Origin of the sequence: Empedobacter tilapiae, from assembly GCF_004785645.1 — a bacterium.
Taxonomy (GTDB): Bacteria; Bacteroidota; Bacteroidia; order Flavobacteriales; family Weeksellaceae; genus Empedobacter; species Empedobacter tilapiae.
Genome location: NZ_SRPE01000006.1, coordinates 126,521 through 150,666 on the forward strand (window position 1 = coordinate 126,521; position 24,146 = coordinate 150,666).

The window sequence follows — 24,146 nt, forward strand, 5'->3', positions numbered from 1 at the left end:
TTCAATTCACATGAGAAAAATATATTTATGGTTTGCGTTATTAGCTACAGTTACTGTGGCTAATGCGCAATTAAATACAGTTGATATAAAAAGTTTTGAAGACTTGAAGTCTTATTTCAAACAAGACGAATCAAAACAAATCATTATCTCAGGACATAGAGGAGGTATGATGCCTGGTTATCCAGAAAATAGCATCGAAGCTTTTGAAAAAACATTGTCTATTATACCTTCTTTTTTTGAGATTGATCCACAATTGACTAAAGATTCGGTTTTAATTCTTATGCACGATGATACATTCAATCGTACAACAAATTTTCAAGGAAAGGTAAAAGATTACACATATACTCAAATAAAGAATGCAAGATTAAAAGACCGAGAAGGAAATTTAACAAATTTTAAAATTCCAACACTTAAAGAAGCTTTAGATTGGAGTCAAGGAAAAACTATTTTTCAGTTAGATAATAAAGGTGTTCCGTATGCAACTTATGTTAAATTTTTAAAAGAAAATCCTTATCCAAATGTGGTTTTGGGATTGAGAAAAGATGAAGAAGTTGCTTATTATGCCAAACATTTAGATCATGTATTATTTATGAAGCCTTTTCATACAATGAATGATGTCAAGAGTTTTGAAAAGTTGAATGTTCCATTCAATAGAATGATTGCTTGGATTGGAGGAGAAGTTAAGCAGGAGCAAAAGGAAATGATTACTTATCTTAGAAGTAAAGGTGTTATGATAATGATTGCCATTGCACCAACAACAGATAAGTTGAAAACAGATTTGGAGCGAGCAAGAGGATATATTCAGCATCTCATTACTCGTCCTGATATTATAGAAACAGATTATCCTTCTCAATTCATTAATAGATAGTTGAAAAAACAAAATAAAATCAACATAATTTATCTATTCCTATCTTTTTCATACTTAAAAACATTAAATGGGTCTAGTTTTTATTAAAATTAGACTCATTTTGTTAGTACTATTTGTTTTATTTTAGAACTTAATGTAGAAAAATGTAATAGTATTACTTTTATTGAATAAATATAATTAAATGAAAATTAAATATTTATAATTTTCACCACTGGCTTTAAATAATAAATATTTATATAACCACCAACATTAGACATGTTTTTTTTAGAACTTTTAATGTGTTTATAATTGATTGAAAAAAAGCTAAACATTTGATAATCTTTATTATATGGAATATATTTGTTCAGCCATTTAGTTGTAAAGACTAATAATATTATATATAGAGGTTAATCTTACTTCTATAAAACCTAATCAATCAACCTAACCTTCTTTAATCTAAACCAATGTATTAAGCTTATTAAAATAAGCTTAATACATATTTTCTTAATGTTGTGTATTGTTTAAAACAATTTCTCTAAGAAAATCCATCTCTTTTTCAATTCTTAAAATACGATCTTCGTATAATGATATAAAAACAGCAAGATCAGAAGAGCTAGTGTGCTTAAAATCATGATGGTTGATTTTACTGTTTTTATCGTAATTTATTAAATCTCCAATTTCGATTTCAAGAATTTTAGATATAATTTTTAATTTTTCCCAATCTAATTTGGTTTCACAATTTTCAATTTTACTGTAGGCGCGTTGAGATAAGTTCATTTCTTGAGCCATATATTCTTGTGAGTAACCTTTAGATTCTCTTATTTTTCGAATACTTTTTGTTAATATGTCGCTCATGTTTAATTATTTATGTTAAATATAATTTTTTTCTTAAAATAATTTGCTAACAACCTTAAAATAAAATTGAAGGATATAAGGAATGTTATTTTAGTGTAGACTCACGATGTTTATAATATAACATAAATCACAGTCAATTCTAATGCCATAAATCATAGCTTTTATAATGCAGAACTAGAAGTTCTAATTAAAGATATATAAGAACTATTTAGGTGATAAAAATATAAAAAATAACAGATTAAGTTTTAACAAGGTTCTAAATTAGAACTTTCATGGTGAATTTAATTGATTTAAATACAGTGTATTATGTGTTTTTTGAAAGTTATTTAGAAGAGAAATTCTTAATTTTATAAGAATTACAAACTACTCCAAAAGATGAAGATTTTTATATTTTTAATAGGGATAATTACTGTTCCTAATATTACGTGCGCTCAAGTTGGAATTGGCACATCTACTCCACAAGGAATTCTACATGTTGATCCTAAAGAAAATTCTGACGGGACTCTTCTTACAACAAATGATGATGTTATAATTTCTACAGACGGTAAAATAGGAATTGGAACTACAAATCCTACTGAAAAATTACATGTTGAAGGTAAATCATTTACTACAGGAAATAGTAAGGTTGGGAATCAATTAAATGTTAAAGGTAAAACATTGATTAAAGGTAAAATGGCCATTGGTGGTACACATATGCCTACTTCAACAGTACATGTTGCAACAACTGCTAACGAAAATACTATAAGAATAGAAGATACTACTTTTAGTAGTGGTAAATATTTAACTTCCGATAAAGATGGAAATGCTTTTTGGGAAGGTATTGCTCCAGCTACTGAAGTTGTGGGATATGATGTTCCTCTATATAGTTCAGCTAAAAGAATTAGTACAAATGCACCTAGTCATTGGACGAGTTCAGATTTAGTTTATGTTAATATAACAGATGAGCCACTTAATCTTACAGAAGGGATTTGGCTTATTATAGCACGTTATGGTGTACGAATGAATAATTCAACGAATCATAAGAACTATAAACTAGAAGATATGATTTGGACAAAATTAGAACAGAGTTTTAATGGAGGTGCTACATGGACAGAAGTTATTACAGAAGGAATGATTGGTGAAATTGGAGATAAAGGAACAGGAACAACTGCTAGTAATAGAATGCATAGTGCAATTCCACAAGTAACACATATTTTAAATGTAGAAAATACAGCACAAATAAGAGTACAAGCAGGAGTTATTTGCGGTAATAATAGTTATTATATACAAACAGTTCCTGAAAATGATACAAATACTTATATGTCAGGGTTTAAACCTGTTTTTGTTGCAGTTAGATTAAACAATAAATCTTTAGGTAATGATTTATAATATTTATGAAAGTATGAGAAAAAATATACTTATAATAATCTTATTAATAACAGTTTGTGTTAATGGACAAGTCGGTATTGGTACAGAAAATCCCCAAGGTTATTTACATATAGACGCTAAGCAGAATACAAATGGGACATCAAATATTAGCGACGATTTTATAATTAATTCGACAACAGGTAATGTTGGTTTAGGAATTAAACCTTCAACAACAGATAAGTTATTAATAAACGGAAGCAGTAATATTACAGGAGATGCTAATAAAAATGAAACTGAAATTATAGAACAAAATGCTGTTACCAAGAAATTAGGAATTAACGATGTTGTGAATCCAACACATCGTATACATATAAAAACGAATAAAGAAAAGCTTTTTCGTTTGTCAGATGGTTCGGAAAAAACAGGATCTCTGTTAACTACTGATACAAACGGAAATGTATATTGGGAACCTATGAAACCGTTAGCATCTATTATTGAAGGAAGTTTAGCTTCTGGTCGTGTAGTTCCTTCAGGAGATGATGGAATTAGTAGTACTAATATAACGGATAAAAATTTGATACTTACTCCTGGAAAATGGATGGTGTTTGCGAGAGCAGTAACAGTAGGTAATTTAGAAGGTTTTTCTATGTATATTGAATTAAGAGAAGATGATGGATCAGTTCAAGGAAAAAAAATAACGAGAAGAGGGGCTTATGCTGAAAAAAACACTCCCTATACCTCGGTAATTCCTTTGACTTTTATAATAGATGTTAAAGCAGATACTCCGACAAAAATATATAAAATACATCTTGCATCTTCTAGATCAGGAACAACTACTAATGCAAATGCATTTGCAGGAAAAATGTATTTTTATGCATTAAGAATAGACAGAGATAATACTACTAAAATACCTTAAAAGAAAGAGAATAATGAAAAAAGTAATGATATTATTTGGTATGTTTTATTCTATAAATGTATTTTCTCAAATTGGAATAAATATTAAAAAACCTCAAGCTCCTTTACATGTTGATGTTAAGGGAGATACAAATGGATTAGCAAATACAATAGATGATGTGGTTATAGATGCTAACGGTAATTTTGGAATAGGAACAATTATCCCTACAAACCGATTAGAAGTACACGGGAATTCTGTTGTAACAAGTGATGATCTTGTAAATGGTAATTTGGATGCAAAAACAATTTCGGCTCAAGGAGGAATTAGAATCGGAAAAGACAATGTAACCAATGTACAAAGTAGTTTAGAAATTTATGGTAATGGGTTTGGAACAGGATTAAGGCTAGAAAACGAACCACAAATAAATGATACTAATTTAAGATATGTACCAGTAATGACTCAGAAAAGTAATGATGGTGTCTTAGCTTGGGAAAATTTACCAATGGTAACTACCACAATAGAAGGAATGGTTAATAAAGCAATAATCAAAGAAAATTGGACAGATGTAACACCTACTATTACTTTAGATGAGCCTGGTTATTGGATTATATTTATTTCGTTCACAGTGCATACAGGGTATGTTGGACCAAGTAATGAAAATAGATCAAATATTTTTTTACAGTTAGTAAATGCTACAACAGGAATTGAAATAACACGAGGGGCTTCTCCTACAGAGAGTATGGGTCTAAGAGTTGGTTCACCACAATTTATGCATGTTTTAAAAGTTGATAATCCAATAACTGTTAAAGCTAGAGCAAAATGTAATTTTAATATAAATATTGAGGATGGTCAATGGGGAGATCCCAAATTTTATGCAATTAAAATTAATTAAAAATTGTCTGGCTATACTTATAAAAATCTCTTTAAAATTGAAGAGATTTTTTATTTTCACAAATTATCTTTTTCTATATAATAAAAGGAAAACCTAATTATATTTAACTCTTTTTATCCTAAATTTGTACAACAAAAACAACTATAAAATGGCAGATAAAATATGGTTATCATCTCCACATATGGGAGGTAATGAGTTAAAATATATACACGAAGCATTTGATGCTAATTGGGTAGCACCATTAGGACCAAATGTAAATGGTTTTGAAACAGATTTAGAAAAATATTTAAATACTGATGTTAAAGTTGCTGCTCTTTCAGCAGGAACAGCTGCACTTCATCTAGCTTTAATTGAATGTGGGGTTTCGCATGGAGACGAAGTTATTTGTCAATCAATGACGTTTTCTGCAACAGCAAATCCAATTGCTTATCAAGGAGCATTACCAGTTTTTGTAGATTCTGAAAAAGATACTTGGAATATTTGTCCAATAGCTTTGGAAGAAGCAATTAAAGATCGTATTGCAAAAGGAAAAACACCAAAAGCTATTTTGGCAGTTCATTTATATGGAATGCCTTACAAGGTAGAAGAGGTTACAGCTGTTGCTGAAAAATATAATATTCCAGTTATCGAAGATGCTGCGGAAGCATTAGGATCTACATTTAAAGGAAAGAAATGTGGAACATTTGGTCGTTTTGGAGCATTATCATTTAATGGAAATAAAATTATTACAACTTCTGGAGGAGGAGCTTTAGTTTGCCATACACAAGAAGATAAAGATAAAGCTGTCTTTTTAGCAACACAAGCTCGAGATAACGCACCACATTATCAACATTCTCATATTGGATATAATTATCGTATGAGTAATATAACTGCTGGTATTGGTCGTGGACAAATGGAAGTTTTATCAAATAGAGTAGAAGCTCGTCGTGCAATGAACAAGTTCTATCAAGATCTATTTGCTAATATAGACGGAGTAACAGTATTCAAAGAACCTACAGCTGATTATTTTTCAAACCATTGGTTGTCTGCAATTTTAATTGATCCAAAAGTAGCAGGAAAAACACGCGAAGATTTACGTTTAGCATTCTTAGAAGATGATATAGAATCTCGTCCATTATGGAAACCTATGCATTTACAGCCTATTTTTGCTGATTCGCCTTATTATGGAGGAAAAGTAGCTGAAGATTTATTTGAAAATGGATTGTGCTTACCTTCTGGTTCTAATTTAACTGATGTAGAACGAAAAAGAATCGCTGATAAAGTGAATCAAGTTTTTGGAAAATAAATTTCTTATATATAGATTAAAATCCTTTCAAATAATTGAAAGGATTTTTTTATAATAATTGTAATATCAAGTATTAATTGATAATGAAAGAATTTGTATAATCTTTACATAAAATAAAAAACTATATAACAGTATGAAAAAGCTAACCTTCTGTGTGATAATCTTATCATTGCTAATCACTTGTCAGCATAAAACGGAAGAAATAGTAACAAAAACAACTCCGAGAATAGTATTTCAAGAGGTACAAGAAATTTTTAAAGATAAAACTAACGAACTTTTTATTTATAAGAATAATACATTTGAATGGATTGAAACAGAAAATAATACCTTGAAAACAATCAAAGGAAACGTTAATTATGAACGAGGTTTCGAAGATGATCAAGATGCAACGGTATATATATTAAACTTTGATAAACCTTCTGAAGAACAATATTTTGTGAGATTTTCAAAAAATGATACAGTTATTTTTCCATTGGATACAAATAGAAATAAAAAGAATGCTCCAATACTTTACAGGAATAAATAAATCTTTTTGGAAAGAGTTTTTGTTGAATATAGATAAAAGTCTCTGAATAGTTTGATATAAGGCTATTATCTGTTAAATTTGTAATCAAATTGATCAGAAATTATGATTGACCAAATCAAACAATATATTGAAGAAGTAAAAAACTTCCATTCAACAAATGCTGCTGAAATTGAAGAATTCAGAATTAAATTTTTAGGAAAAAAAGGAATTTTAACTGATTTGTTTACACAATTCAAATCAGTTCCAAATGAACAAAAGAAAGAGTTTGGTCAAGTTGTAAATGAATTAAAAACATTAGCAACTGAAAAATCTACTGTTCTTAAAAATGAAATTTCAAATGATGGAAAAACAGACACTTCTTTAGATTTAACACGTCCAGGAGAGCCTTTTACATTAGGTTCTCGCCATCCAATTAATGTTACAAAGAATCGTATTGTTGAGATTTTTAATCGTATTGGATTCAGCGTTTCTGAAGGACCAGAAATCGAAGATGATTGGCATAATTTTACTGCACTTAATTTACCAGCTCATCACCCAGCTCGTGATATGCAAGATACTTTTTTTATTGAAAAAGATCCAGATATCGTATTACGTACACATACATCTTCAGTTCAGATCCGTCACATGGAAAAAAATCAACCTCCAATGCGTTTCTTATCTCCAGGTCGAGTTTACCGTAATGAAGCAATTTCATCTCGTTCGCATATGATGTTCCACCAAATCGAAGGTTTATATATTGATAAAGGTGTTTCTTTTGCTGATTTGAAACAAACTTTAAGTTATTTTACAACAGAATTGTTTGGTAAGTCTGAAATTCGTTTACGCCCTTCATTTTTCCCTTTTACAGAACCTTCTGCTGAAGTTGATGTATATTGGGGATTAGAAACTGAAACTGATTATCGTATGACGAAAGGAACAGGTTGGTTAGAAATTATGGGATGTGGAATGGTAGATCCTAATGTTTTACGTAATGTAGACATAGATCCTGAGAAATATACAGGTTATGCATTTGGAATGGGAATAGAGCGAATCGCTTTGTTGTTATATCAGATTGGAGATATCCGTTTGTACACAGAAAATGATAAACGTTTCTTAGAACAATTTAAATCAGAATTATTCTAATTTTCAAAAAATATAAAGATTAAAAGGAGCTCAAATCGAGTTCCTTTTTTTATTTACTACCTTTATGTAAACAAATGTTATTCATGAAAATAATCAATTCAAAACAGATAAAAGAATGGGATCAATTAACGATTAAACATCAAAATATATCCTCTTGGGATTTGATGGAGCGAGCTGTATTGAAATTGACTGAAAATATAGTGAATGATATTCCATCTAAAGCACCAATTATTATTTTTTGTGGAAAAGGAAATAATGGAGGAGATGGATTAGGAGTTGCAAGAGAATTGGAAAAATTAGGCTATAAAACATTGATTTATATTTTGAAATCAGAGAATTATAGCGAAGATAATTTAAAGAATCAACAACTTTTGAGTTCTAATGAGTTACATTTTTTTAATTTGAATGAAGAATTACAACTTCCTGAAAATTCAGTTATTATCGATGCTATTTTCGGAATTGGAATTAATCAACCTTTGGACGATGATTGGAATTCAATTTTCAATCAAATAGAAAAGTCAAATCCGACGCAAATTATCTCGATAGATTTGCCTTCTGGTTTTATTGCTGATTTACCGATGCAAAAATATTTTCCGTGTTGTAAATCAAATAAAACATATACTTTTCAGGTTCCTAAATTAGGTTTATTATTTCCTGAAAATCAGATTTACACCGATGAATTTATTTTGTTAGATATTGGATTAGAGCAAAATGTAAGTAATGAATTTGAGACTGATTATTATTTTATTCAGAAAAATGACATTCAGAAATTTCTTAAAAAAATAAGTAAATTTTCGCACAAAGGTACATTTGGTCATACGTTGATAATTGGCGGAAGTTTAGGAAAAATAGGTTCAATTGTTTTAACTGCAAAAGCAGCTTTGAAGACGGGTAGTGGTTTGGTAACGACTTATACTCCTCAATGTGGATTAAATATTTTGCAAACAAATTTGATAGAATCAATGAGTTTGGTTGATGATTCAGAAAAACAAATTGAATATTTTCCTGAGATAAAAATTTATCAAGGAGTTGCCGTTGGAATGGGAATGGGGCAACATCCAACTACAGATGCAAATTTTATCAATTGGATTAAGAATCAAAAGCAGCCTTTGGTGATTGATGCTGATGCATTAAATTGTTTAGCTAAACAGAAAGATTGCTTTACGTTGATTCCACAAGATTCAGTTTTAACGCCGCATCCAAAAGAGTTGCAACGTTTAATTGGAGAATGGGAAAATGATTTTGAGAAATTAGAAAAAGTTAAAAAACTTGCTGTTTTTCATCAATTGACATTTATTATAAAAGGTTTTTATACTGCAGTTATTACATCCGATGGTAAAACTTATTTCAATTCGACGGGAAATTGGGGAATGGCAACTGCTGGATCTGGAGATACGTTGAGTGGAATTATTGCGTCGCTAATTGGACAAGGTTATAATTCCTCAGAAGCTTCAATTTTAGGCGTTTATTTGCATGGATTGGCTGGAGATTTTGCTGTAAAGAAAATTCATCCACATAGTTTAATTGCGTCAAATATTAGTGATTTTATTAGTGAAGCTTATTTTTATTTGGATTCGAATTTTTGAAAAAATAAAAAAACGGAACTCAATTTGGATTCCGTTTTTTGTTGAATATATTTTCTAACTTGGTTTTGTCAATTTGTTGATTATTGACTTCTACGAAATAATCTTGTTGCCAATTTTGAGTTTTTTCCGCTTGTTTATTTTCAGGTTTTACCCAATTCGGATAAACTCTAAAGCCTCTTTTTCCTTCTTTTTTAATTGAGGTTAAAATATTCTTTTCAATTAAAATTACTTTAGAAAAAATATAAAAACCTAGTTTAGAATCTTCTTCTGTAGTAATAATGTAATAATTAAATACATCATTTTCGTCGAAAGGTTCGGTTTGTTTAACTGAATTTCGTTTCCATAACGTTACAAATTGACCAACTTTTTTAGGTGTAATTTTAGCTTTTCTAAATTTGAATGATAATTCTTTCACTTCGAAATTATAACCTATATATTCATCACATTCTAAATCTTTTTCTAGCTTAGAAATGGATAAATTCATTGGTTTTAGAACAAAGTTTTCAAACTGTTGAATAATTTCAATCATTTATTTTAATTGTTGATAAAAGTACAATTCATGTGTTGGAAATAAATTTGGATAGAAAATCTTTCCTAAATCATTCAAAATAATATCTGGGCGAAGAATTCCTTGCTCAAAATAATCATTCGATCCTTTTGCATTCATACGTTTATTGTAAGCGTACACATTTCCTTTTTTGAACGCATCAAACCACGCATAATTTGGATAAGAAGCTTTCATTTCTGCTAAAGAATTTACGTTTGTTACATTGATCCAATAATTTGCAGATTTTCCAGCTGTATAAACTTCTTCAAACGTTAAACTCAAACTATTTTCACCTGTTTTATTCTTGAAAATATAATTTCCTTTTGCATCGTCAATCAATTTTGCTTGCAACAAATCATTTGTAGGAACGTACCAAATATCGCCATACATTGTATTCACAATTGTTGAAACGTTGCCTTCGGCTTTAGTTTGAATGATATTTTTGATCGAATCGTAATTATTTTTAACCGTTTCTACACGTTTTTCAGCTTCTGTATCTTTTCCGAATAATTTTCCGAAAACCTTCAAATATTCAACTTGTCCCAATGGATTTTGCTCTTTGTATTCATCTAAATACAATACTTTTATCCCATTTTGTTCCAATTGTTGATGAAATTTTGCCAAAACAGGATTTGAACTTGCAATAATCAATTGAGGTTTATTTTTTAAGATAATTTCTGTGAATAATTCGTTCGAATTTCCAACTTTTAAGATCGATTTATTCGCGATTCCTTCGGCTATTTTAGGATTATAAATGAAATCGGCATCGCAAACTCCTTTGATTAAGTCAAGACTTCCTAATTGATCTAAAAATGTAACAGCAGATGAAGTTTCTACCATAACAGTTTTGATTGGCAAGTCTTTTTTATCAAATGAAATCGTATTTCCAGATGATTTTATCGTGATTGTTTCGTTGTTTTCTTCGATAGAAATATTTTTTGCAAACTGAAAAGTTGTGTTTTCCTGCTCGGTTTTAACAGCTTCTTTCGACTGTTTACAGCTACTAATGGCAAGAAGAATGAATGAACTTAGAATTATTTTTTTTATCATTTGGATTGAATTTAGAGGAAGCAAGTTAAGAATTCTGCCAAAATCATAAAAAAATATTTTTGTAAACAATTGATACGTTGTAAATTAAATTATTGTTAAAAAAAATATCAAAAAAACTTAGGTTTTTACGATAAAAGTGCTGTATATTTGCATTCGAAAATAAAGGGAAATACTTTCAATTATTTCAAATGGCCGAGTGGCGCAACTGAATAGCGCACTTGATTACGGCTCAAGAGGTTACAGGTTTGAATCCTGTCTCGGTCACAAAAATGCTCAGCGTCAATCGTTGAGCTTTTTTTATGAATGTTAAATTCTATTGTTATCAATAAAAAAGTCCATCTACAAATTGTAAATGGACTTTTTGGATTTTTATTATTTCTTTCTGAAGTAAACTTCAACTGGAACTCCTTCAAAATTGAATTCCTTTCTCAATTGATTTTCGATAAATCGTTTGTAAGGATCTCTAATATATTGCGGCAAGTTACAGAAAAACGCAAATTGAGGCGTTTTTGTAGGTAATTGCGTTACATATTTGATTTTGATGTATTTTCCTTTTACTGCAGGTGGAGGTGTAATCTCGATAATCGGTAACAAGGTCTCGTTTAACTTACTTGTTTTGATACGACGACTACGGTTCTCGTAAACTTCGATAAAAGTATCTACAGCTTTCAAGACACGTTGTTTTGTTAAAGCTGAAATAAACAACACAGGAACATCTGTAAATGGTGCAATACGTCTAAGAATAGCGTCTTTGTATTCTTTCATTGTATTGGTTTCTTTTTCTAATAAATCCCATTTGTTGATTAAGATGACAACACCTTTTCGGTTACGTTCTGCTAAATAAAGAATATTCAAATCCTGTGCTTCAATACCACGTTCAGCATCAATTACCAAGACGCAAACGTCACATTCTTCGATTGCACGAACCGAACGCATCACAGAATAAAATTCTAAATCTTCGCTAACTTTTCCTTTTTTGCGCATTCCAGCAGTGTCTACCAAAACAAATTCGTGTCCAAATTTATTGTACAATGTTTCGATAGAATCGCGTGTTGTTCCTGCGATATCCGTTACAATATTACGTTCTTCACCTAATAATGCATTGATTAATGTAGATTTTCCAGCATTTGGACGACCTACGATTGTAATTTTAGGTAAACCTTCGAATGGATCAATGTGTTCTTCTTCTGTAAAACAATCTACTACATCATCCAATAATTCACCTGTTCCACTTCCGCTCATTGCAGCGATTGTGTACATTTTTTCGAATCCTAAGTTATAAAACTCATAAGAATCGTCTAAATTTTTGTTGGTATCGACCTTATTCACAACTAAGAATGTAGGCTTCTTAGTGCGTCTTAAAAGGTTGCCAACTTCCTTATCCATATCCGTTAAACCAACTTGATTGTCTACCATGAACAAAATTACATTTGCTTCATCAATAGCTAATTCAACTTGCTTGCGGATCTCTTCTTCAAAGGTATCATCTGAACCAACGACATACCCTCCGGTATCGATTACGGTAAACTCTTTTCCATTCCAATCAGATTTTCCATAGTGACGATCACGTGTAACACCAGAAGTGTCATCAACGATAGCTTGTCTTTTTTGGATCATTCTGTTGAAGAACGTAGATTTACCAACGTTTGGTCTTCCTACAATTGCAACTATATTTGACATTTTGCAAAGGTATAATTTTTAGAATTATTTTTTACATTAATTTTTTGATTGAGAAAGTATTGTAAATAAAAAAGGTTAGACAAACTCTAACCTTACTCAATTTTTATTTTACAACTTTAAGAAGTTCTTTTTCAGCAACCACTTTTCTAAGTCCAGAACTTGAGAAACGGTGATCTCTTGAATTGTAATACAATTCAATTCCTTTTTCTTCACAATATTTACGTCCAGTGAAGTTTTTATCTTGGTATTCAACACCCAAAATACGAACGTCAATTTTGAAGGATCTCAAAACATCTTCCAAATCTTCTTCAGTTGCATAAGGCACAATTTCGTCAACAAATTTGCAACCTTTTAACTGAATATAACGTTCTACAACAGTTTGCGTGGGTTTGTTTTTTTCTGGTCTATCTAATGTTGGATCAGTTTGTAAACCTACAATCAAATAATCGCAATGTTGTTTTGCGTCTTCTAGCATTTTGATATGACCTGCATGAAGCAAATCGAATGCACTAAATGTAATTCCGATTTTCATAGTTATTAGTTTAGTATTTTATAGTTAGTTTTTAGTCTTCACTTGATCGGTTATAATCATCTTCTAAACGTATGATGTCTTCCTCTCCAAAATATGAGCCATATTGTACTTCTATGAAAATTAATGTTTCATCTCCAATATTTTGAATACGATGTTTTGCTTTCAGGGGGATGATAACCACCTCACCAGCATTATACTCGTATTCTATATCATCAAGTGTGACCAAAGCTTTACCTTGTACAATAGTCCATACTTCAGCACGATGATTATGATATTGGTAAGACAGGCGTCCTCCTACATTTACTTCAATTCTTTTTACTTTATATATGTTAGTATCTTCTAAAACGTAGTAAGATCCCCATGGTCTATTTCCTATTTCCATCTAATATGCAATTTACTGAAAATTTGTTTACCTTATTAATAAATATTCAATTAATAAATTGTTATAATTCATAAAAAAAACCTCAAACATATGCTTGAGGTTTTAAAATGTGGTGCCTCCAGGAATCGAACCAGGGACACAAGGATTTTCAGTCCTTTGCTCTACCAACTGAGCTAAGGCACCGCTCATTTTGGATTGCAAATATAAGGAGCTTTATTTATAAATTCCAAAATAAATTTAAAATATTTTTTATTATTTTTTTAAACAATTGATTTTTATTAAATTATTTTTATAAAAAAATTCAAACATCTCAAAAAATGGAATGGTTTACATCACTTTTAAAAGTTTGGTATTTTATTAAAGAATGGTATTGGATTCCTCTCGCAATTCTCTATATTATGGTTATTGTGACGATTTTGATAGAAAATAGAAATCCAACTAAAACAATTGCATGGATATTAGTGATTGTTTTTTTACCTTTTATTGGAATTATACTTTATTTTTTCTTTGGACAAAAGTTTAAAAAAGATGAATTTTTTAAACGAATAGATAAAAATCATCAAAAAATCATTAATGAAAAATGGAGTGAATTGGATGAATTAGTTCAAGATGATTTAAATAAAGTAGAACAAAAAATAGGTTCTCTTTCGCAGGTTTATCGTTATTTAAATAATGCAAGAATAGCTTATCCATCTACCAATAATAAAGTAAAACTATTAATAAATGGAGAAGAAAAATTTCCAGATTTTTTAGAGGCATTAAGAGAAGCGGAAGATCATATACATCTCGAATATTATATTTTCGATGAAGATAAAATAGGAAATGAAATTATTTCAATTCTTGAAGAAAAGGCAAAAAATGGAGTAGAAGTACGTGTAACGGTAGATGACTTTGGCTCTCCAAAGCTCAATAAACATCAAAAAAGATTTGAAGCTTCAGGAATTGAATTTCAAACTTTTCTTCCTGTTCGATTTTCTTCTTTAGCAAACTCAAATTATCGTAATCACAGAAAAATTCTAATTGTTGATGGAAAAAGAGCATTTGTTGGAGGAATTAATATTAGTGATAAATACATCAATCTAAATGGGAAAAAAAGTGCTGATAATAAAGTTTATTGGAGAGATACTGCAGTAATGATAGAAGGAGAAGCTATAAATAGTTTGCAATTACATTTTTATTTGAACTGGATGATGACTGAAGGAAAGAAATTTAGCATATCCAATCCAAAATATTTTTATACGTTAGAAACGAGAGGTTTTGAAAATGAATCTACTGTTAGTTTTGGACTCTCTTCACCTGGAAGCGACGTTCATTCAGCGATGGAAGCAATGGTTTTGGCAATTACTTTAGCAAAAAAGAAAGTACAATTATGCACACCATATTTTATTCCAAGCGATGAGTTTAAAACAGCAATGATGATTGCTGTATCTGCTGGTATTGAAGTGGAATTAATTATTCCAAAAAAAGGAGATTCAATAATTGTTCAACAAGCATCCTTATCTTTTCTAAAACCTTTGATGAAAAGAGGAGTTAAAGTGTATTTGTATGAAAAGGGATTTATTCATGCGAAAACCATTACAATTGATGATCAATTAGCTTTTATAGGAACGGTAAACTTAGATTATCGTAGTTTTATGATTAATTTTGAAATTACATCTGTTATTGAAAACGATGTGTTATTGAAACAAATGAATGCACAGTTTGAAATTGATCGAAATAATTCGGAGCAATTAACTATTGAAAAATGGGAAAATAGACCTTGGTATAACCGTGCGTTTGCATCGATTTGTAGATTATTAGCACCGATATTGTAAATATTTATTATATTTAAATTTCAAATCAAGGTAATATGAAAAAGCTATCTTTGTTATCAATTGGAAAAATTGCTATAGGTGCAGTTCTTGCATATGGTTTTCTAAATTTTATAGATCAACCAGATGTTATGATTGAATCTTTTAAAACTGGATTTTTAGAAGGAATCTTAGGGAAATAAAAAACAAAACCTCCACTTCAATTATAGTGGAGGTTTTTTATTTTATTGATTTTTGAAATCTTCGATTTCTTTTCTGATTTGTTCGTATCTACTTCTTAAATCATCTGATATATTATTTGGCAAATCTTTAATTTTCTTTAATTGAAATGAAATAAAGATAGCAAATAGTCCAGAAGAAATAACTGCTAAACCAAGCCAAGCAACAGCTGTTAAACCAGCTAATTGTGGAGATGATAATAAAATTAATGAAATAATTAATCCAATAATAGCTAAAAATAAAGAAACACCCCAATCTTTAACTCCGTAATTTTTTAAGTCAAAAGCATAACTAATACCAGAAATGGAACGGAATAAGATTAAGAAACCAACATAATAAGCAAATACTTCTAAACTTAAGATTGGATTCACAACTAACATAAAACCAACAATAGTTGTTATGATTCCATATGCTAACGTCCAACCCCAACTGTCAATTTCATCTTTATTCGAGATTGAAAAAACGATTTCTGAAATCCCTGAAAATAAAAATGAAACAGCAAAAAAGACTGAAAGCGCAACATATGAAGCCGTTGGAAATGCAAAACAGTAAATCCCTAATCCAATAAATAATAATCCAATGATAAGTAAAATCCACCAATATTTGATAGAATTTTTGATTGATTTATAAAAAGTTCTAGCCATTTTGAAAAAAAAATTTATAATTATTCCTATAAATTTAAGGAATATTATAAAAAAAAGCATGGTTTATTGATTAATTTATATTAAAATAAAATTTTAGAGATTTCAAGATTTATCTCATAACAAAATAAAATTGAAATAGACTTAACTTTGATGTTCGCTTAAAATTTACGAATAATGAAGTATGGAATAGAGGCGGCTTCTATCTACGTTCCGCATATATATTTACCAATAAAAGATTTGGCTACTAAACGCAGTATTGATCCTGATAAACTTGAAATTGGTTTAGGGTTAAAGAAAATGGCTGTTTTAGATGCTCATGAAGATACAGCAACAATTGCAGCGAATGCTTTGTTGAAATTAATTACAGATTTTAACATTAATCCAAATGAAATAGGACGGATTTATTTAGGAACAGAAAGTGCTTTGGATGGTGCGAAACCAACAGCGACTTACGCGGTTCAATTGGTAGAATCTGTTTTAGCAAATCAATTTGGAGAACGACCTTTTAAGCATACAGATGTTGTTGATATGACGTTTGCATGTGTTGGAGGAGTAGATGCAATGCATAATTCTATTGATTATGTACGTGTAAATCCAGAAAAAAAGGCGATTGTAATTGCGGCAGATTATGCAAAATATGGCTTAGAATCGACGGGAGAATATACGCAAGGTGCTGGTGCAGTGGCGATGTTAATTTCGAATCAACCAGATTTGATTGCGTTTGATAACAATTGGGGAATTGGAATGGAATCTGTTTTTGATTTCTTCAAGCCTCATCAATCAACTTCTGATACAGCGATTTTGAATGCTTTAGGAACTACAAAATCTGAAATTGAAATCTTTTCTGATGAACCAGTTTTCGAAGGTCAATATTCTAACGAATGTTACAAAAATAGAGTAAGAGAAGCTTATTTTAACTTTAAAGAAAAAACTAGTGTTGAAGGAAAATTATACGAAAATTGGCGATACATTGCGTTTCACTTGCCTTATGCATTTCAGGGAAAAAGAATGTTTTCTGATGTTTTTGCATTAGAAAATGGTCAAGATAATTCAAATGATAATTTGAAAATTGTTTCAAAATCGGATGAATATAAAGCGTTAATCAAAGAAAAAGTAGAACCAACTCAACGTGCTTCTTCTGAGATCGGAAATATGTACACAGCTTCTGTTTTCACGGCATTTTTATCGGCTTTACAAGTAAGTGCTGATAATGATGAAGAATTGAATAGACAAACAGTTGGATTTATTGCGTATGGTTCTGGATCTAAATCGAAAGTTTTTCAAGGACAAATTGGTGAAGGTTGGAAAAATGTGATGAATAAAATGGATTTGTTCAATTATTTGAATCAAAGAGAAGCGATTTCTTTTGAACAATACCAAGATCTACACAATAAAAATCTGAAAACATCTATTAATGATTCGAAAGGTTTTGCCTTAGCTCGCATTGAAACTGAAATTCCAGATTTGAAAGGAGCGAGATATTATACTTACAAAGGATAAAAACATAAAAAAAATCGCTCAAATGAGCGATTTTTTTATACTATTTTCTGCTTCCATTTCCCTCGTTTAAAGAGAATAAATGCTAAAATTGCAATAAACGTTTCCGAAACAGGAATTGCTATAAAAACGCCTTCTTCTTTTAGGTTGAAATGATACGTTAACACATATGCTAATGGAATTTGGAATAACCAAAATCCAACAAAATTGATAATCGTTGGCGTCATTGTATCGCCCGCGCCGTTAAAAGCATTCATCATTACCATTCCAATTCCGTATAATAAGAAACCAGTTGCAAGAATGTACATTCCTTCTTTTGCAACAATTTTGATATGTTCTTCCGTTGTAAAAATTGATACTAAATAATTGCTTAATCCATAGAAAATAACACTTACAATCAACATGTAAATGATGTTGAATTTCATGGTCATTAAAACTGATTTTTCAGCTTTTTCGGGATCTTTATTTCCTAAGTTTTGACCAACTAAAGTTGCTGCAGCATTACTCAATCCCCAAGCAGGTAACATAAAAAACATCATCAATCGTAAAGCTGTTTGATAACCCGATGATGCAATTTCTCCACCACTTTGAGCTACAATTCGTGCAAGAATAATCCAACTACAACTTGCAATAATGTATTGTACAATCGCAGGAACAGCAATTTTTACAATATTTATAATTAGTTTAGATTTTGGAAGAAAATAGCTCCATTTAATTTGAATTAATGAATCTTTTTTCGTTAAACAATACAATTGATAAACCACACCACCACTTCTTCCGATTGCGGTAGCTAAAGCAGCTCCTTCTAATCCCATTTCAGGAAAAATAAACCATCCACGAACGAGAATTGGACACAAAATAATATTAATTCCATTAGCTAACCATAGACTTTTCATCGCAATTGCTGCATTTCCAGCTCCACGAAAAATTCCGTTAATCAAGAATAACAAAACAATGCTGAGACAGCTTATCATCATTATTTTTGTGAAATTCTTACCGTATTCAGCAGCTTGTTCGGTTGAGCCCATCCAAATCAATAAGTCTTTGGCGAATATAAATCCGAAAATACTCAACAAAATTGTAATTATTATCGATAATAAAATTGCTTGCGAAGCACTTTCCGAAGCTTTTTCGGGTTTCTTTTCACCAATTCTCCGTGCAATAATTGCAGTTGCAGCCATACTTATTCCGATAGAAATCGAATAAACAATTGTTAATAAAGATTCTGTAAGACCAACGGTTTGTATGGCGAAAGCGCTTTCTTTTAAATGTCCTACAAAATATAAATCGACCAATGCAAATACAGATTCCATTACCATTTCGAACATCATCGGAATAGCTAATAGAAATACTGATTTCTTGATTGGTATCGCGGTTAAATCTAAGTTTTCGCTTGAAAAAGATTGTTTAATCAATGAAAAAATAGACCCAATTTTGGCTGTTAAAGATTTTTCTACAGTCATTTTTTAGGTTTTACAAATTAAAAATACTTGATAAATTTTCTAAATAAAAATGAATTAAACGTTAAGTTGCCGCGAAGTTTTAAGTATTCATTTCAATTAAAATCTGAGAGGATTTTGTGCAAATTTAAATCATTTTTTTCAATACCAATTTATCTTTTTGATTTTATTATCTTTACCAAAACAGCTATTAAAAAAGAAATGAAAAAAACTGCTTTTATTTTATTTAACGTTGCCCTTATGGTAGGAGTGAATGCACAGAGTTACAAGAAAAAGTATCCAGATACGAAGAAAATTGATCATGTTGATACGTATTTTGGAGAGAATGTACAAGATCCATATCGTTGGTTGGAAGACGATTTGTCTGAGGATACTAAGAAATGGGTGATCGAACAAAATAAAGCAACTTATGCTTATTTGAATGAAATTCCGTTACGTACACAATTGAAAAAATCGTTGACGGATATCTGGAATTACGAGAAAATTTCGACACCATTCAAAGAAGGAGATTATACGTATTACTACAAAAATGATGGTTTACAACAACACTCAGTTTTGTACCGTAAATTAGGTGAAAATGGAACAGAAGAAGTTTTTTTAGATCCGAATAAATTCTCAAAAGATGGTTCTGTTTCTTTAGCAGATGTTAGTTTTTCTAAAGATGGAAGCTTAGTAGCATATTCTATTTCAGAAGGTGGATCGGATTGGAGAAAAGTAATTGTTCTTAACGCAAAAGATAAAAAACAAGTTGGAGAAACATTGATTGATGTTAAATTCTCTGGAACAGCTTGGAAAGGAAACGACGGTTTCTATTATTCTTCTTATGATAAACCAAAAGGATCTGAATTATCAGAAAAAACAGATCAACACAAATTATATTATCATAAATTAGGAACAGCTCAGAAAACAGATCAATTAATTTTTGGAGGAACTGAAACACCTCGCCGTTATGTTGGTGCTTATTTGACGGATGATGAGCGTTTTTTAATTATTACAGCAGCGAATACAACAACAGGAAATGAGTTGTATTATCAAGATTTGTCTCAAGCAAATAGCCCAATCAAAACGATTGTGAATAATTTTGAAACAAATACTTCTGTGATTGATAATGATGGAGAGACTTTCTATATTTTTACGAATAACAAAGCTCCAAATAACAAAGTAGTTAAAGCAACTATTTCTGATTTGAGCGAAGCTGCTTGGAAAACGGTTATCCCAGAAACTGAAAATGTATTATCTGTTTCTACAGGAGGAGGTTATTTATTTGCTAAATACTTAAAAGATGCAATTTCGGTTGTGGAGCAATACAAATATGATGGATCAAAAGTTCGTCAAATTACATTGCCTGGAGTTGGTTCTGCATCAGGATTTGGTGGAAAAAAATCGGAGAAAGAAATCTATTTCGGATTTTCAAATTATATCACACCTTCTACAAGTTACAAATACAATGTAGAAACGGGTTCTTCAGATGTTTACATTAAACCAAATGTAAAATTTAATTCAGATGATTACATTTCTGAACAAGTTTTTTATACGTCAAAAGATGGAACAAAAGTTCCGATGATTATTACGTACAAAAAAGGATTGAAAAAAAATGGTAAAAATCCTACAATCGTTTATGGATACGGAGGATTCAATATTAGTTTAACACCAGGATTTAGCCCAGCAACTGCTGCTTGGATTGAAAATGGTGGAGTTTACGCTGTTCCAAACCTACGTGGAGGTGGAGAATATGGTAAAAAATGGCACGATGGAGGTCGTCAATTCAATAAATTAAATGTTTTTAATGATTTCATTGCTGCTGCAGAATATTTACAAAAGAATAACTATACTTCACCAGATTTTACTGCATTATCAGGAGGATCTAACGGAGGATTATTAGTTGGAGCAACAGAAACAATTAATCCAAAAGTAGCAAAAGTAGCATTGCCTGCGGTTGGAGTTTTAGACATGTTACGTTATCATACGTTTACTGCAGGAGCAGGTTGGGGTTATGATTATGGAACAGCTGATGATAGCAAAGAAATGTTCGAGTATTTGAAAGGTTATTCGCCAGTTCACAATGTTAAAGAAGGAACATGCTATCCTGCGACATTAGTAACGACAGGTGATCATGATGATCGAGTAGTTCCTGCCCATTCGTACAAGTTTGCTGCAAATTTACAAGCGAAGCAAGCGTGTAATAATCCAGTTTTAATCAGAATCGAAACAAAAGCTGGTCACGGAGCTGGTCGTTCTACAGAAGTTGTAATCAATGAAACAGCTGATAAATACGCATTTACTTTATGGAACATGGGGATCAAAAAATTAAAGTAAAAAAATATCTAGAATTGAATCTATAATAGATGAAATCATAGTTATAAATTAAATATTAAAACAAAGCTTCTTTCTTTTTGATAGAAGCTTTGTTTTTTTTGAATAGTATGATTATGATGGAAAATTATCCAATCATTAATGAAAAAAGTGTGTTGTCTGTATTAAGATATTGATAGCTAAAATGATGATTTTCTAATCTAAATATTAAACCATCTAAATCTTCTTTTTTGTCTAATTCAATACCAACAACTGCTGGCCCTGTCTCTTTGTTATTTTTTTGCGTGTATTGAAAATATGTGATATCATCATTTTTACCCAAAACTTCATTCACTAATTCTTTTAAAGCACCAGCACGTTGAGGAAAATTGATAATGAAATAATGTTTTAAACCTTCATATTGCAAACATCGTTCTTTAATTTCTTCCATTCTAGTAATGTCATTGTTGCTTCCACTAAGTAGACAAACTACATTTTTTCCTTTTATATCTTCCTTGAAAAAATCTAAAGCCGAAATGCTTAAAGCGCCTGCAGGTTCTACTACGATTGCATCTTCATTATATAAACGCAAAATACTAGAACAAACTTTTCCCTCTGGAACTGCACAAATTGTTTCTAAACCTTCTGCGCAAATTTTATACGTTTTATCGCCTGCTTTTTTTACAGCTGCTCCGTCTACAAAAGGATCAATTTTAGTTAATTCAACCGATTTATTTTGTTTGATAGCTTCTGCCATGCTTGCTGCACCAGCTGGTTCTACACCAATAATTTTAGTGTTTGGACTAAGTTTTTTGATTACAGAAATAACGCCAGATGCTAAACCTCCTCCACCAATTGGAACGAAAATATAATCGATTGGTTGATCACATTGATTCAAAATTTCTAATGCAACAGTTCCTTGTCCTGCGATAACTTTATCATCATCAAAAGGATGAATAAAAGTAATGTTTCCTTCTTGCGATAATTGATGCGCAAAAGTCGAAGCATCATCAAATGTATCACCATGTAAAATAATTTCGATTTGATCTTTACCAAACCATTTTACTTGTTTTATTTTTTGTTGAGGCGTTGTCGTTGGCATCACAATTTTTCCTTTGATGTTTAATTGTTGACACGAGTACGCAACACCTTGTGCGTGATTTCCTGCACTTGCGCAGATTACACCATTATTTTTTTCTTGTTCTGATAACTGAACGATTTTATTATAAGCACCACGCAATTTATACGAACGAACAACTTGTAAATCTTCTCGTTTCAAATAGATATTTGCCTCAAATTGACGACTTAAATTTTCATTTAAAGTGAAAGGAGTTTTTTTGACAACTCCTTTTAAATTCACTTGTGCTAAGTTTATTTCGTCAAGTGAAACACCTAAGGTCTCAGTTTTCTTACTTCTAAGCCTGTTTGCCATAATTCACTATTTCTAAGTTCTGTTAATTCTTCCTCTAATTTTTCACGATAATTGGGTTGACTATTTGCTTTAATTGTAATCGCAGCTTCGTTACCTGTTGCAACGCTTTCGTATAAATCTTCTAAAACAGGTTTATTTGCTTCTTTAAATTTCCCTTTCCAATCTAAAGCCCCGCGTTGTGCGGTTGTAGAACAGTTTGCAAACATCCAATCCATTCCATTTTCAGCAACTAAAGGCATTAGACTTTGTGTTAACTCTTCAACTGTTTCGTTGAAAGCTTCACTTGGTGTATGCCCTTTTGAACGTAAAACTTCGTATTGTGCTTCAAAAATTCCGGCAATAGCGCCCATTAATACGCCACGTTCACCTGTTAAATCACTGTAAACTTCTTTTTGGAAAGTTGTTTCGAATAAATATCCAGATCCAATTCCAATACCAATTGCTAATGCTTTTTCTTTTGCTCGACCAGATGCATCTTGGAAAATGGCATAACTAGAATTTAATCCTTTTCCTTCTAAGAATAAGCGACGTAAAGATGTTCCAGATCCTTTTGGAGCAGCTAAGAATACATCAACTTCTTTTGGAGGAACAATTCCTGTTTGCTTGTGAAATGTTGCGCCAAATCCGTGCGAAAAGTATAATGATTTTCCTTCTGTTAAATGTGGCTTTATTTGTTCCCAAGCAGCAATTTGTCCCGCGTCGGAAAGTAAATTCATTAAGATTGTTCCTTTTTCTGCTGCTGCTTCGATCTCAAAAAGTGTTTCACCTTCAATAAATCCATCTCTAACAGCATTGTCCCAAGATTTACTTTTTTTTCTTTGCCCAACGATTACATTAAATCCATTGTCCTTTAAGTTCAATGCTTGTCCAGGACCTTGAATTCCGTATCCTAAAACAGCTATTGTTTCGTTTGCTAAAACTTCTTTTGCTTTATCTAATGGAAACTCTTCCCTAGTAATTACTTCTTCTTGAGTTCCTCCGAAATTAATAATTGCCATAATATTATTTTTTAGTTGTTTGTGTTTATTTTTTTGATTTCAATAATGCGATAAAATTGTAAAGCTAATTTTGCTTTTGTTAAATGTGTTGGATGATATGTGATTTCGACATCCGCCAAATTATTTTGTTGTTGTGTAACTTCTAAATGATTAATGTTGATACGGTTTCGAGTGAAAACAGTAATAACTCGTTCCAATGCTCCAACCTGATTTTCTACTGTAAGATGTATTGTTTCCATAATATTTT

23 protein-coding genes and 2 tRNA genes are annotated in these 24,146 nt (G+C 30.8%); 13 read left to right on the forward strand and 12 right to left on the reverse strand.

All coding sequences use genetic code 11. The features are described from left to right. Positions 1 to 10: 10 nt before the first annotated feature. Positions 11 to 868 (forward strand): glycerophosphodiester phosphodiesterase family protein, encoded by an 858-nt coding sequence (locus tag E4J94_RS09650; protein ID WP_135835608.1) that lies wholly within the window; start codon positions 11 to 13, stop codon positions 866 to 868. 483 nt (positions 869 to 1,351) lie between these two features. Here the strand turns inward: E4J94_RS09650 and E4J94_RS09655 are convergent, their stop codons facing one another. After that, complete coding sequence (locus tag E4J94_RS09655; protein WP_135835609.1) at positions 1,352 to 1,702, reverse strand: helix-turn-helix transcriptional regulator; 351 nt, start codon at positions 1,700 to 1,702, stop codon at positions 1,352 to 1,354. A gap of 375 nt (positions 1,703 to 2,077) precedes the next feature. Between E4J94_RS09655 and E4J94_RS09660 the strand changes: the two genes are divergently transcribed. From E4J94_RS09660 to E4J94_RS09690, 7 genes are all read left to right on the forward strand, one after another. After that, positions 2,078 to 3,070, forward strand: coding sequence for a hypothetical protein (locus tag E4J94_RS09660; RefSeq protein ID WP_135835610.1), 993 nt, complete (start codon positions 2,078 to 2,080; stop codon positions 3,068 to 3,070). Between the two features lie 13 nt (positions 3,071 to 3,083). Beyond that, positions 3,084 to 3,965, forward strand: a complete 882-nt coding sequence (locus E4J94_RS09665; RefSeq protein WP_135835611.1) for a hypothetical protein — start codon at positions 3,084 to 3,086, stop codon at positions 3,963 to 3,965. A 13-nt stretch (positions 3,966 to 3,978) separates the two neighbouring features. Next, positions 3,979 to 4,836: a hypothetical protein gene (locus tag E4J94_RS09670; RefSeq protein ID WP_135835612.1), complete on the forward strand. Its 858-nt coding sequence runs from the start codon at positions 3,979 to 3,981 to the stop codon at positions 4,834 to 4,836. Positions 4,837 to 4,984: 148 nt separating this feature from the next. Further along, entirely contained in the window at positions 4,985 to 6,121 is a 1,137-nt protein-coding gene (locus E4J94_RS09675; protein WP_135835613.1) for a DegT/DnrJ/EryC1/StrS family aminotransferase, read from the forward strand. Between the two features lie 133 nt (positions 6,122 to 6,254). Then, complete coding sequence (locus E4J94_RS09680; protein WP_135835614.1) at positions 6,255 to 6,647, forward strand: hypothetical protein; 393 nt, start codon at positions 6,255 to 6,257, stop codon at positions 6,645 to 6,647. Between the two features lie 102 nt (positions 6,648 to 6,749). Then, positions 6,750 to 7,769, forward strand: coding sequence for a phenylalanine--tRNA ligase subunit alpha (gene pheS / locus E4J94_RS09685; RefSeq protein ID WP_135835615.1), 1,020 nt, complete (start codon positions 6,750 to 6,752; stop codon positions 7,767 to 7,769). Between the two features lie 83 nt (positions 7,770 to 7,852). Then, positions 7,853 to 9,355 (forward strand): NAD(P)H-hydrate dehydratase, encoded by a 1,503-nt coding sequence (locus E4J94_RS09690; protein ID WP_135835616.1) that lies wholly within the window; start codon positions 7,853 to 7,855, stop codon positions 9,353 to 9,355. 19 nt (positions 9,356 to 9,374) lie between these two features. Here E4J94_RS09690 and E4J94_RS09695 read toward each other — a convergent pair whose 3' ends face one another. Beyond that, positions 9,375 to 9,884, reverse strand: coding sequence for a MepB family protein (locus E4J94_RS09695; RefSeq protein WP_135835617.1), 510 nt, complete (start codon positions 9,882 to 9,884; stop codon positions 9,375 to 9,377). After that, positions 9,885 to 10,952 carry an ABC transporter substrate-binding protein gene (locus E4J94_RS09700; RefSeq protein ID WP_135835618.1) on the reverse strand — a complete coding sequence of 356 codons (1,068 nt, stop codon included), beginning with the start codon at positions 10,950 to 10,952 and terminating at the stop codon, positions 9,885 to 9,887. A gap of 190 nt (positions 10,953 to 11,142) precedes the next feature. Between E4J94_RS09700 and E4J94_RS09705 the strand changes: the two genes are divergently transcribed. Beyond that, positions 11,143 to 11,216 (forward strand) — tRNA-Arg (locus E4J94_RS09705). A gap of 108 nt (positions 11,217 to 11,324) precedes the next feature. Here E4J94_RS09705 and der read toward each other — a convergent pair. The 4 genes from der to E4J94_RS09725 all read right to left on the reverse strand — a co-directional run bounded on the left by der (position 11,325) and on the right by E4J94_RS09725 (position 13,729). Continuing rightward, complete coding sequence (gene der / locus E4J94_RS09710; RefSeq protein WP_135835619.1) at positions 11,325 to 12,632, reverse strand: ribosome biogenesis GTPase Der; 1,308 nt, start codon at positions 12,630 to 12,632, stop codon at positions 11,325 to 11,327. A gap of 103 nt (positions 12,633 to 12,735) precedes the next feature. Continuing rightward, positions 12,736 to 13,164 carry an adenylyltransferase/cytidyltransferase family protein gene (locus E4J94_RS09715; protein WP_135835620.1) on the reverse strand — a complete coding sequence of 143 codons (429 nt, stop codon included), beginning with the start codon at positions 13,162 to 13,164 and terminating at the stop codon, positions 12,736 to 12,738. 31 nt (positions 13,165 to 13,195) lie between these two features. Continuing rightward, complete coding sequence (locus E4J94_RS09720) at positions 13,196 to 13,546, reverse strand: phosphomannose isomerase type II C-terminal cupin domain (RefSeq protein ID WP_135835621.1); 351 nt, start codon at positions 13,544 to 13,546, stop codon at positions 13,196 to 13,198. Between the two features lie 110 nt (positions 13,547 to 13,656). Next, positions 13,657 to 13,729 (reverse strand) — tRNA-Phe (locus tag E4J94_RS09725). 134 nt (positions 13,730 to 13,863) lie between these two features. Here E4J94_RS09725 and cls point away from each other — a divergent pair. Both cls and E4J94_RS17600 read left to right on the forward strand, forming a co-directional pair. Continuing rightward, positions 13,864 to 15,360, forward strand: coding sequence for a cardiolipin synthase (gene cls, locus E4J94_RS09730; protein WP_135835622.1), 1,497 nt, complete (start codon positions 13,864 to 13,866; stop codon positions 15,358 to 15,360). Between the two features lie 35 nt (positions 15,361 to 15,395). Next, positions 15,396 to 15,539, forward strand: a complete 144-nt coding sequence (locus E4J94_RS17600; protein ID WP_168801854.1) for a hypothetical protein — start codon at positions 15,396 to 15,398, stop codon at positions 15,537 to 15,539. A 42-nt stretch (positions 15,540 to 15,581) separates the two neighbouring features. On the opposite strand, the gene E4J94_RS09735 is transcribed toward E4J94_RS17600, so the two are convergent. Beyond that, positions 15,582 to 16,220 (reverse strand): HdeD family acid-resistance protein, encoded by a 639-nt coding sequence (locus tag E4J94_RS09735; RefSeq protein ID WP_135835623.1) that lies wholly within the window; start codon positions 16,218 to 16,220, stop codon positions 15,582 to 15,584. A gap of 174 nt (positions 16,221 to 16,394) precedes the next feature. On the opposite strand from E4J94_RS09735, the gene E4J94_RS09740 reads away from it, so the two are divergent. Continuing rightward, on the forward strand, positions 16,395 to 17,720 hold the full coding sequence (locus E4J94_RS09740; RefSeq protein WP_135835624.1) for a hydroxymethylglutaryl-CoA synthase family protein: 1,326 nt from the start codon (positions 16,395 to 16,397) through the stop codon (positions 17,718 to 17,720). 35 nt (positions 17,721 to 17,755) lie between these two features. On the opposite strand, the gene E4J94_RS09745 is transcribed toward E4J94_RS09740, so the two are convergent. Beyond that, complete coding sequence (locus E4J94_RS09745; RefSeq protein ID WP_135835625.1) at positions 17,756 to 19,180, reverse strand: MATE family efflux transporter; 1,425 nt, start codon at positions 19,178 to 19,180, stop codon at positions 17,756 to 17,758. Between the two features lie 198 nt (positions 19,181 to 19,378). On the opposite strand from E4J94_RS09745, the gene E4J94_RS09750 reads away from it, so the two are divergent. Next, positions 19,379 to 21,493: a prolyl oligopeptidase family serine peptidase gene (locus E4J94_RS09750; protein ID WP_135835626.1), complete on the forward strand. Its 2,115-nt coding sequence runs from the start codon at positions 19,379 to 19,381 to the stop codon at positions 21,491 to 21,493. A 124-nt stretch (positions 21,494 to 21,617) separates the two neighbouring features. Here E4J94_RS09750 and ilvA read toward each other — a convergent pair whose 3' ends face one another. Genes ilvA through E4J94_RS09765 form a run of 3 tightly spaced genes read right to left on the reverse strand, consistent with a single transcriptional unit; the run spans position 21,618 to position 24,138 of the window. Then, positions 21,618 to 22,901, reverse strand: a complete 1,284-nt coding sequence (gene ilvA / locus E4J94_RS09755) for a threonine ammonia-lyase IlvA (protein WP_135835627.1) — start codon at positions 22,899 to 22,901, stop codon at positions 21,618 to 21,620. After that, entirely contained in the window at positions 22,862 to 23,899 is a 1,038-nt protein-coding gene (gene ilvC, locus E4J94_RS09760) for a ketol-acid reductoisomerase (RefSeq protein WP_135835628.1), read from the reverse strand. The genes ilvA and ilvC overlap by 40 nt, the downstream gene beginning before the upstream one ends. Before the next feature lie 11 nt (positions 23,900 to 23,910). Further along, positions 23,911 to 24,138: an acetolactate synthase small subunit gene (locus E4J94_RS09765; RefSeq protein ID WP_135835629.1), complete on the reverse strand. Its 228-nt coding sequence runs from the start codon at positions 24,136 to 24,138 to the stop codon at positions 23,911 to 23,913. Positions 24,139 to 24,146: the final 8 nt, after the last annotated feature.

Coding starts and splice junctions, on each gene's coding strand:
- ilvA (WP_135835627.1), bottom strand. CDS start 22,901: ATGGCAAACAGGCTTAGAAGTAAGAAAACTGAGACCTTAGGTGTTTCA.
- E4J94_RS09655 (WP_135835609.1), bottom strand. CDS start 1,702: ATGAGCGACATATTAACAAAAAGTATTCGAAAAATAAGAGAATCTAAA.
- E4J94_RS09690 (WP_135835616.1), top strand. CDS start 7,853: ATGAAAATAATCAATTCAAAACAGATAAAAGAATGGGATCAATTAACG.
- E4J94_RS09720 (WP_135835621.1), bottom strand. CDS start 13,546: ATGGAAATAGGAAATAGACCATGGGGATCTTACTACGTTTTAGAAGAT.
- E4J94_RS09665 (WP_135835611.1), top strand. CDS start 3,084: ATGAGAAAAAATATACTTATAATAATCTTATTAATAACAGTTTGTGTT.
- E4J94_RS09765 (WP_135835629.1), bottom strand. CDS start 24,138: ATGGAAACAATACATCTTACAGTAGAAAATCAGGTTGGAGCATTGGAA.
- E4J94_RS09745 (WP_135835625.1), bottom strand. CDS start 19,180: ATGACTGTAGAAAAATCTTTAACAGCCAAAATTGGGTCTATTTTTTCA.
- pheS (WP_135835615.1), top strand. CDS start 6,750: ATGATTGACCAAATCAAACAATATATTGAAGAAGTAAAAAACTTCCAT.
- E4J94_RS09750 (WP_135835626.1), top strand. CDS start 19,379: ATGAAAAAAACTGCTTTTATTTTATTTAACGTTGCCCTTATGGTAGGA.
- E4J94_RS09650 (WP_135835608.1), top strand. CDS start 11: ATGAGAAAAATATATTTATGGTTTGCGTTATTAGCTACAGTTACTGTG.
- E4J94_RS09680 (WP_135835614.1), top strand. CDS start 6,255: ATGAAAAAGCTAACCTTCTGTGTGATAATCTTATCATTGCTAATCACT.
- E4J94_RS09670 (WP_135835612.1), top strand. CDS start 3,979: ATGAAAAAAGTAATGATATTATTTGGTATGTTTTATTCTATAAATGTA.
- cls (WP_135835622.1), top strand. CDS start 13,864: ATGGAATGGTTTACATCACTTTTAAAAGTTTGGTATTTTATTAAAGAA.
- E4J94_RS09675 (WP_135835613.1), top strand. CDS start 4,985: ATGGCAGATAAAATATGGTTATCATCTCCACATATGGGAGGTAATGAG.
- E4J94_RS09740 (WP_135835624.1), top strand. CDS start 16,395: ATGAAGTATGGAATAGAGGCGGCTTCTATCTACGTTCCGCATATATAT.
- E4J94_RS09735 (WP_135835623.1), bottom strand. CDS start 16,220: ATGGCTAGAACTTTTTATAAATCAATCAAAAATTCTATCAAATATTGG.
- E4J94_RS09660 (WP_135835610.1), top strand. CDS start 2,078: ATGAAGATTTTTATATTTTTAATAGGGATAATTACTGTTCCTAATATT.
- ilvC (WP_135835628.1), bottom strand. CDS start 23,899: ATGGCAATTATTAATTTCGGAGGAACTCAAGAAGAAGTAATTACTAGG.
- E4J94_RS17600 (WP_168801854.1), top strand. CDS start 15,396: ATGAAAAAGCTATCTTTGTTATCAATTGGAAAAATTGCTATAGGTGCA.
- der (WP_135835619.1), bottom strand. CDS start 12,632: ATGTCAAATATAGTTGCAATTGTAGGAAGACCAAACGTTGGTAAATCT.
- E4J94_RS09695 (WP_135835617.1), bottom strand. CDS start 9,884: ATGATTGAAATTATTCAACAGTTTGAAAACTTTGTTCTAAAACCAATG.
- E4J94_RS09700 (WP_135835618.1), bottom strand. CDS start 10,952: ATGATAAAAAAAATAATTCTAAGTTCATTCATTCTTCTTGCCATTAGT.
- E4J94_RS09715 (WP_135835620.1), bottom strand. CDS start 13,164: ATGAAAATCGGAATTACATTTAGTGCATTCGATTTGCTTCATGCAGGT.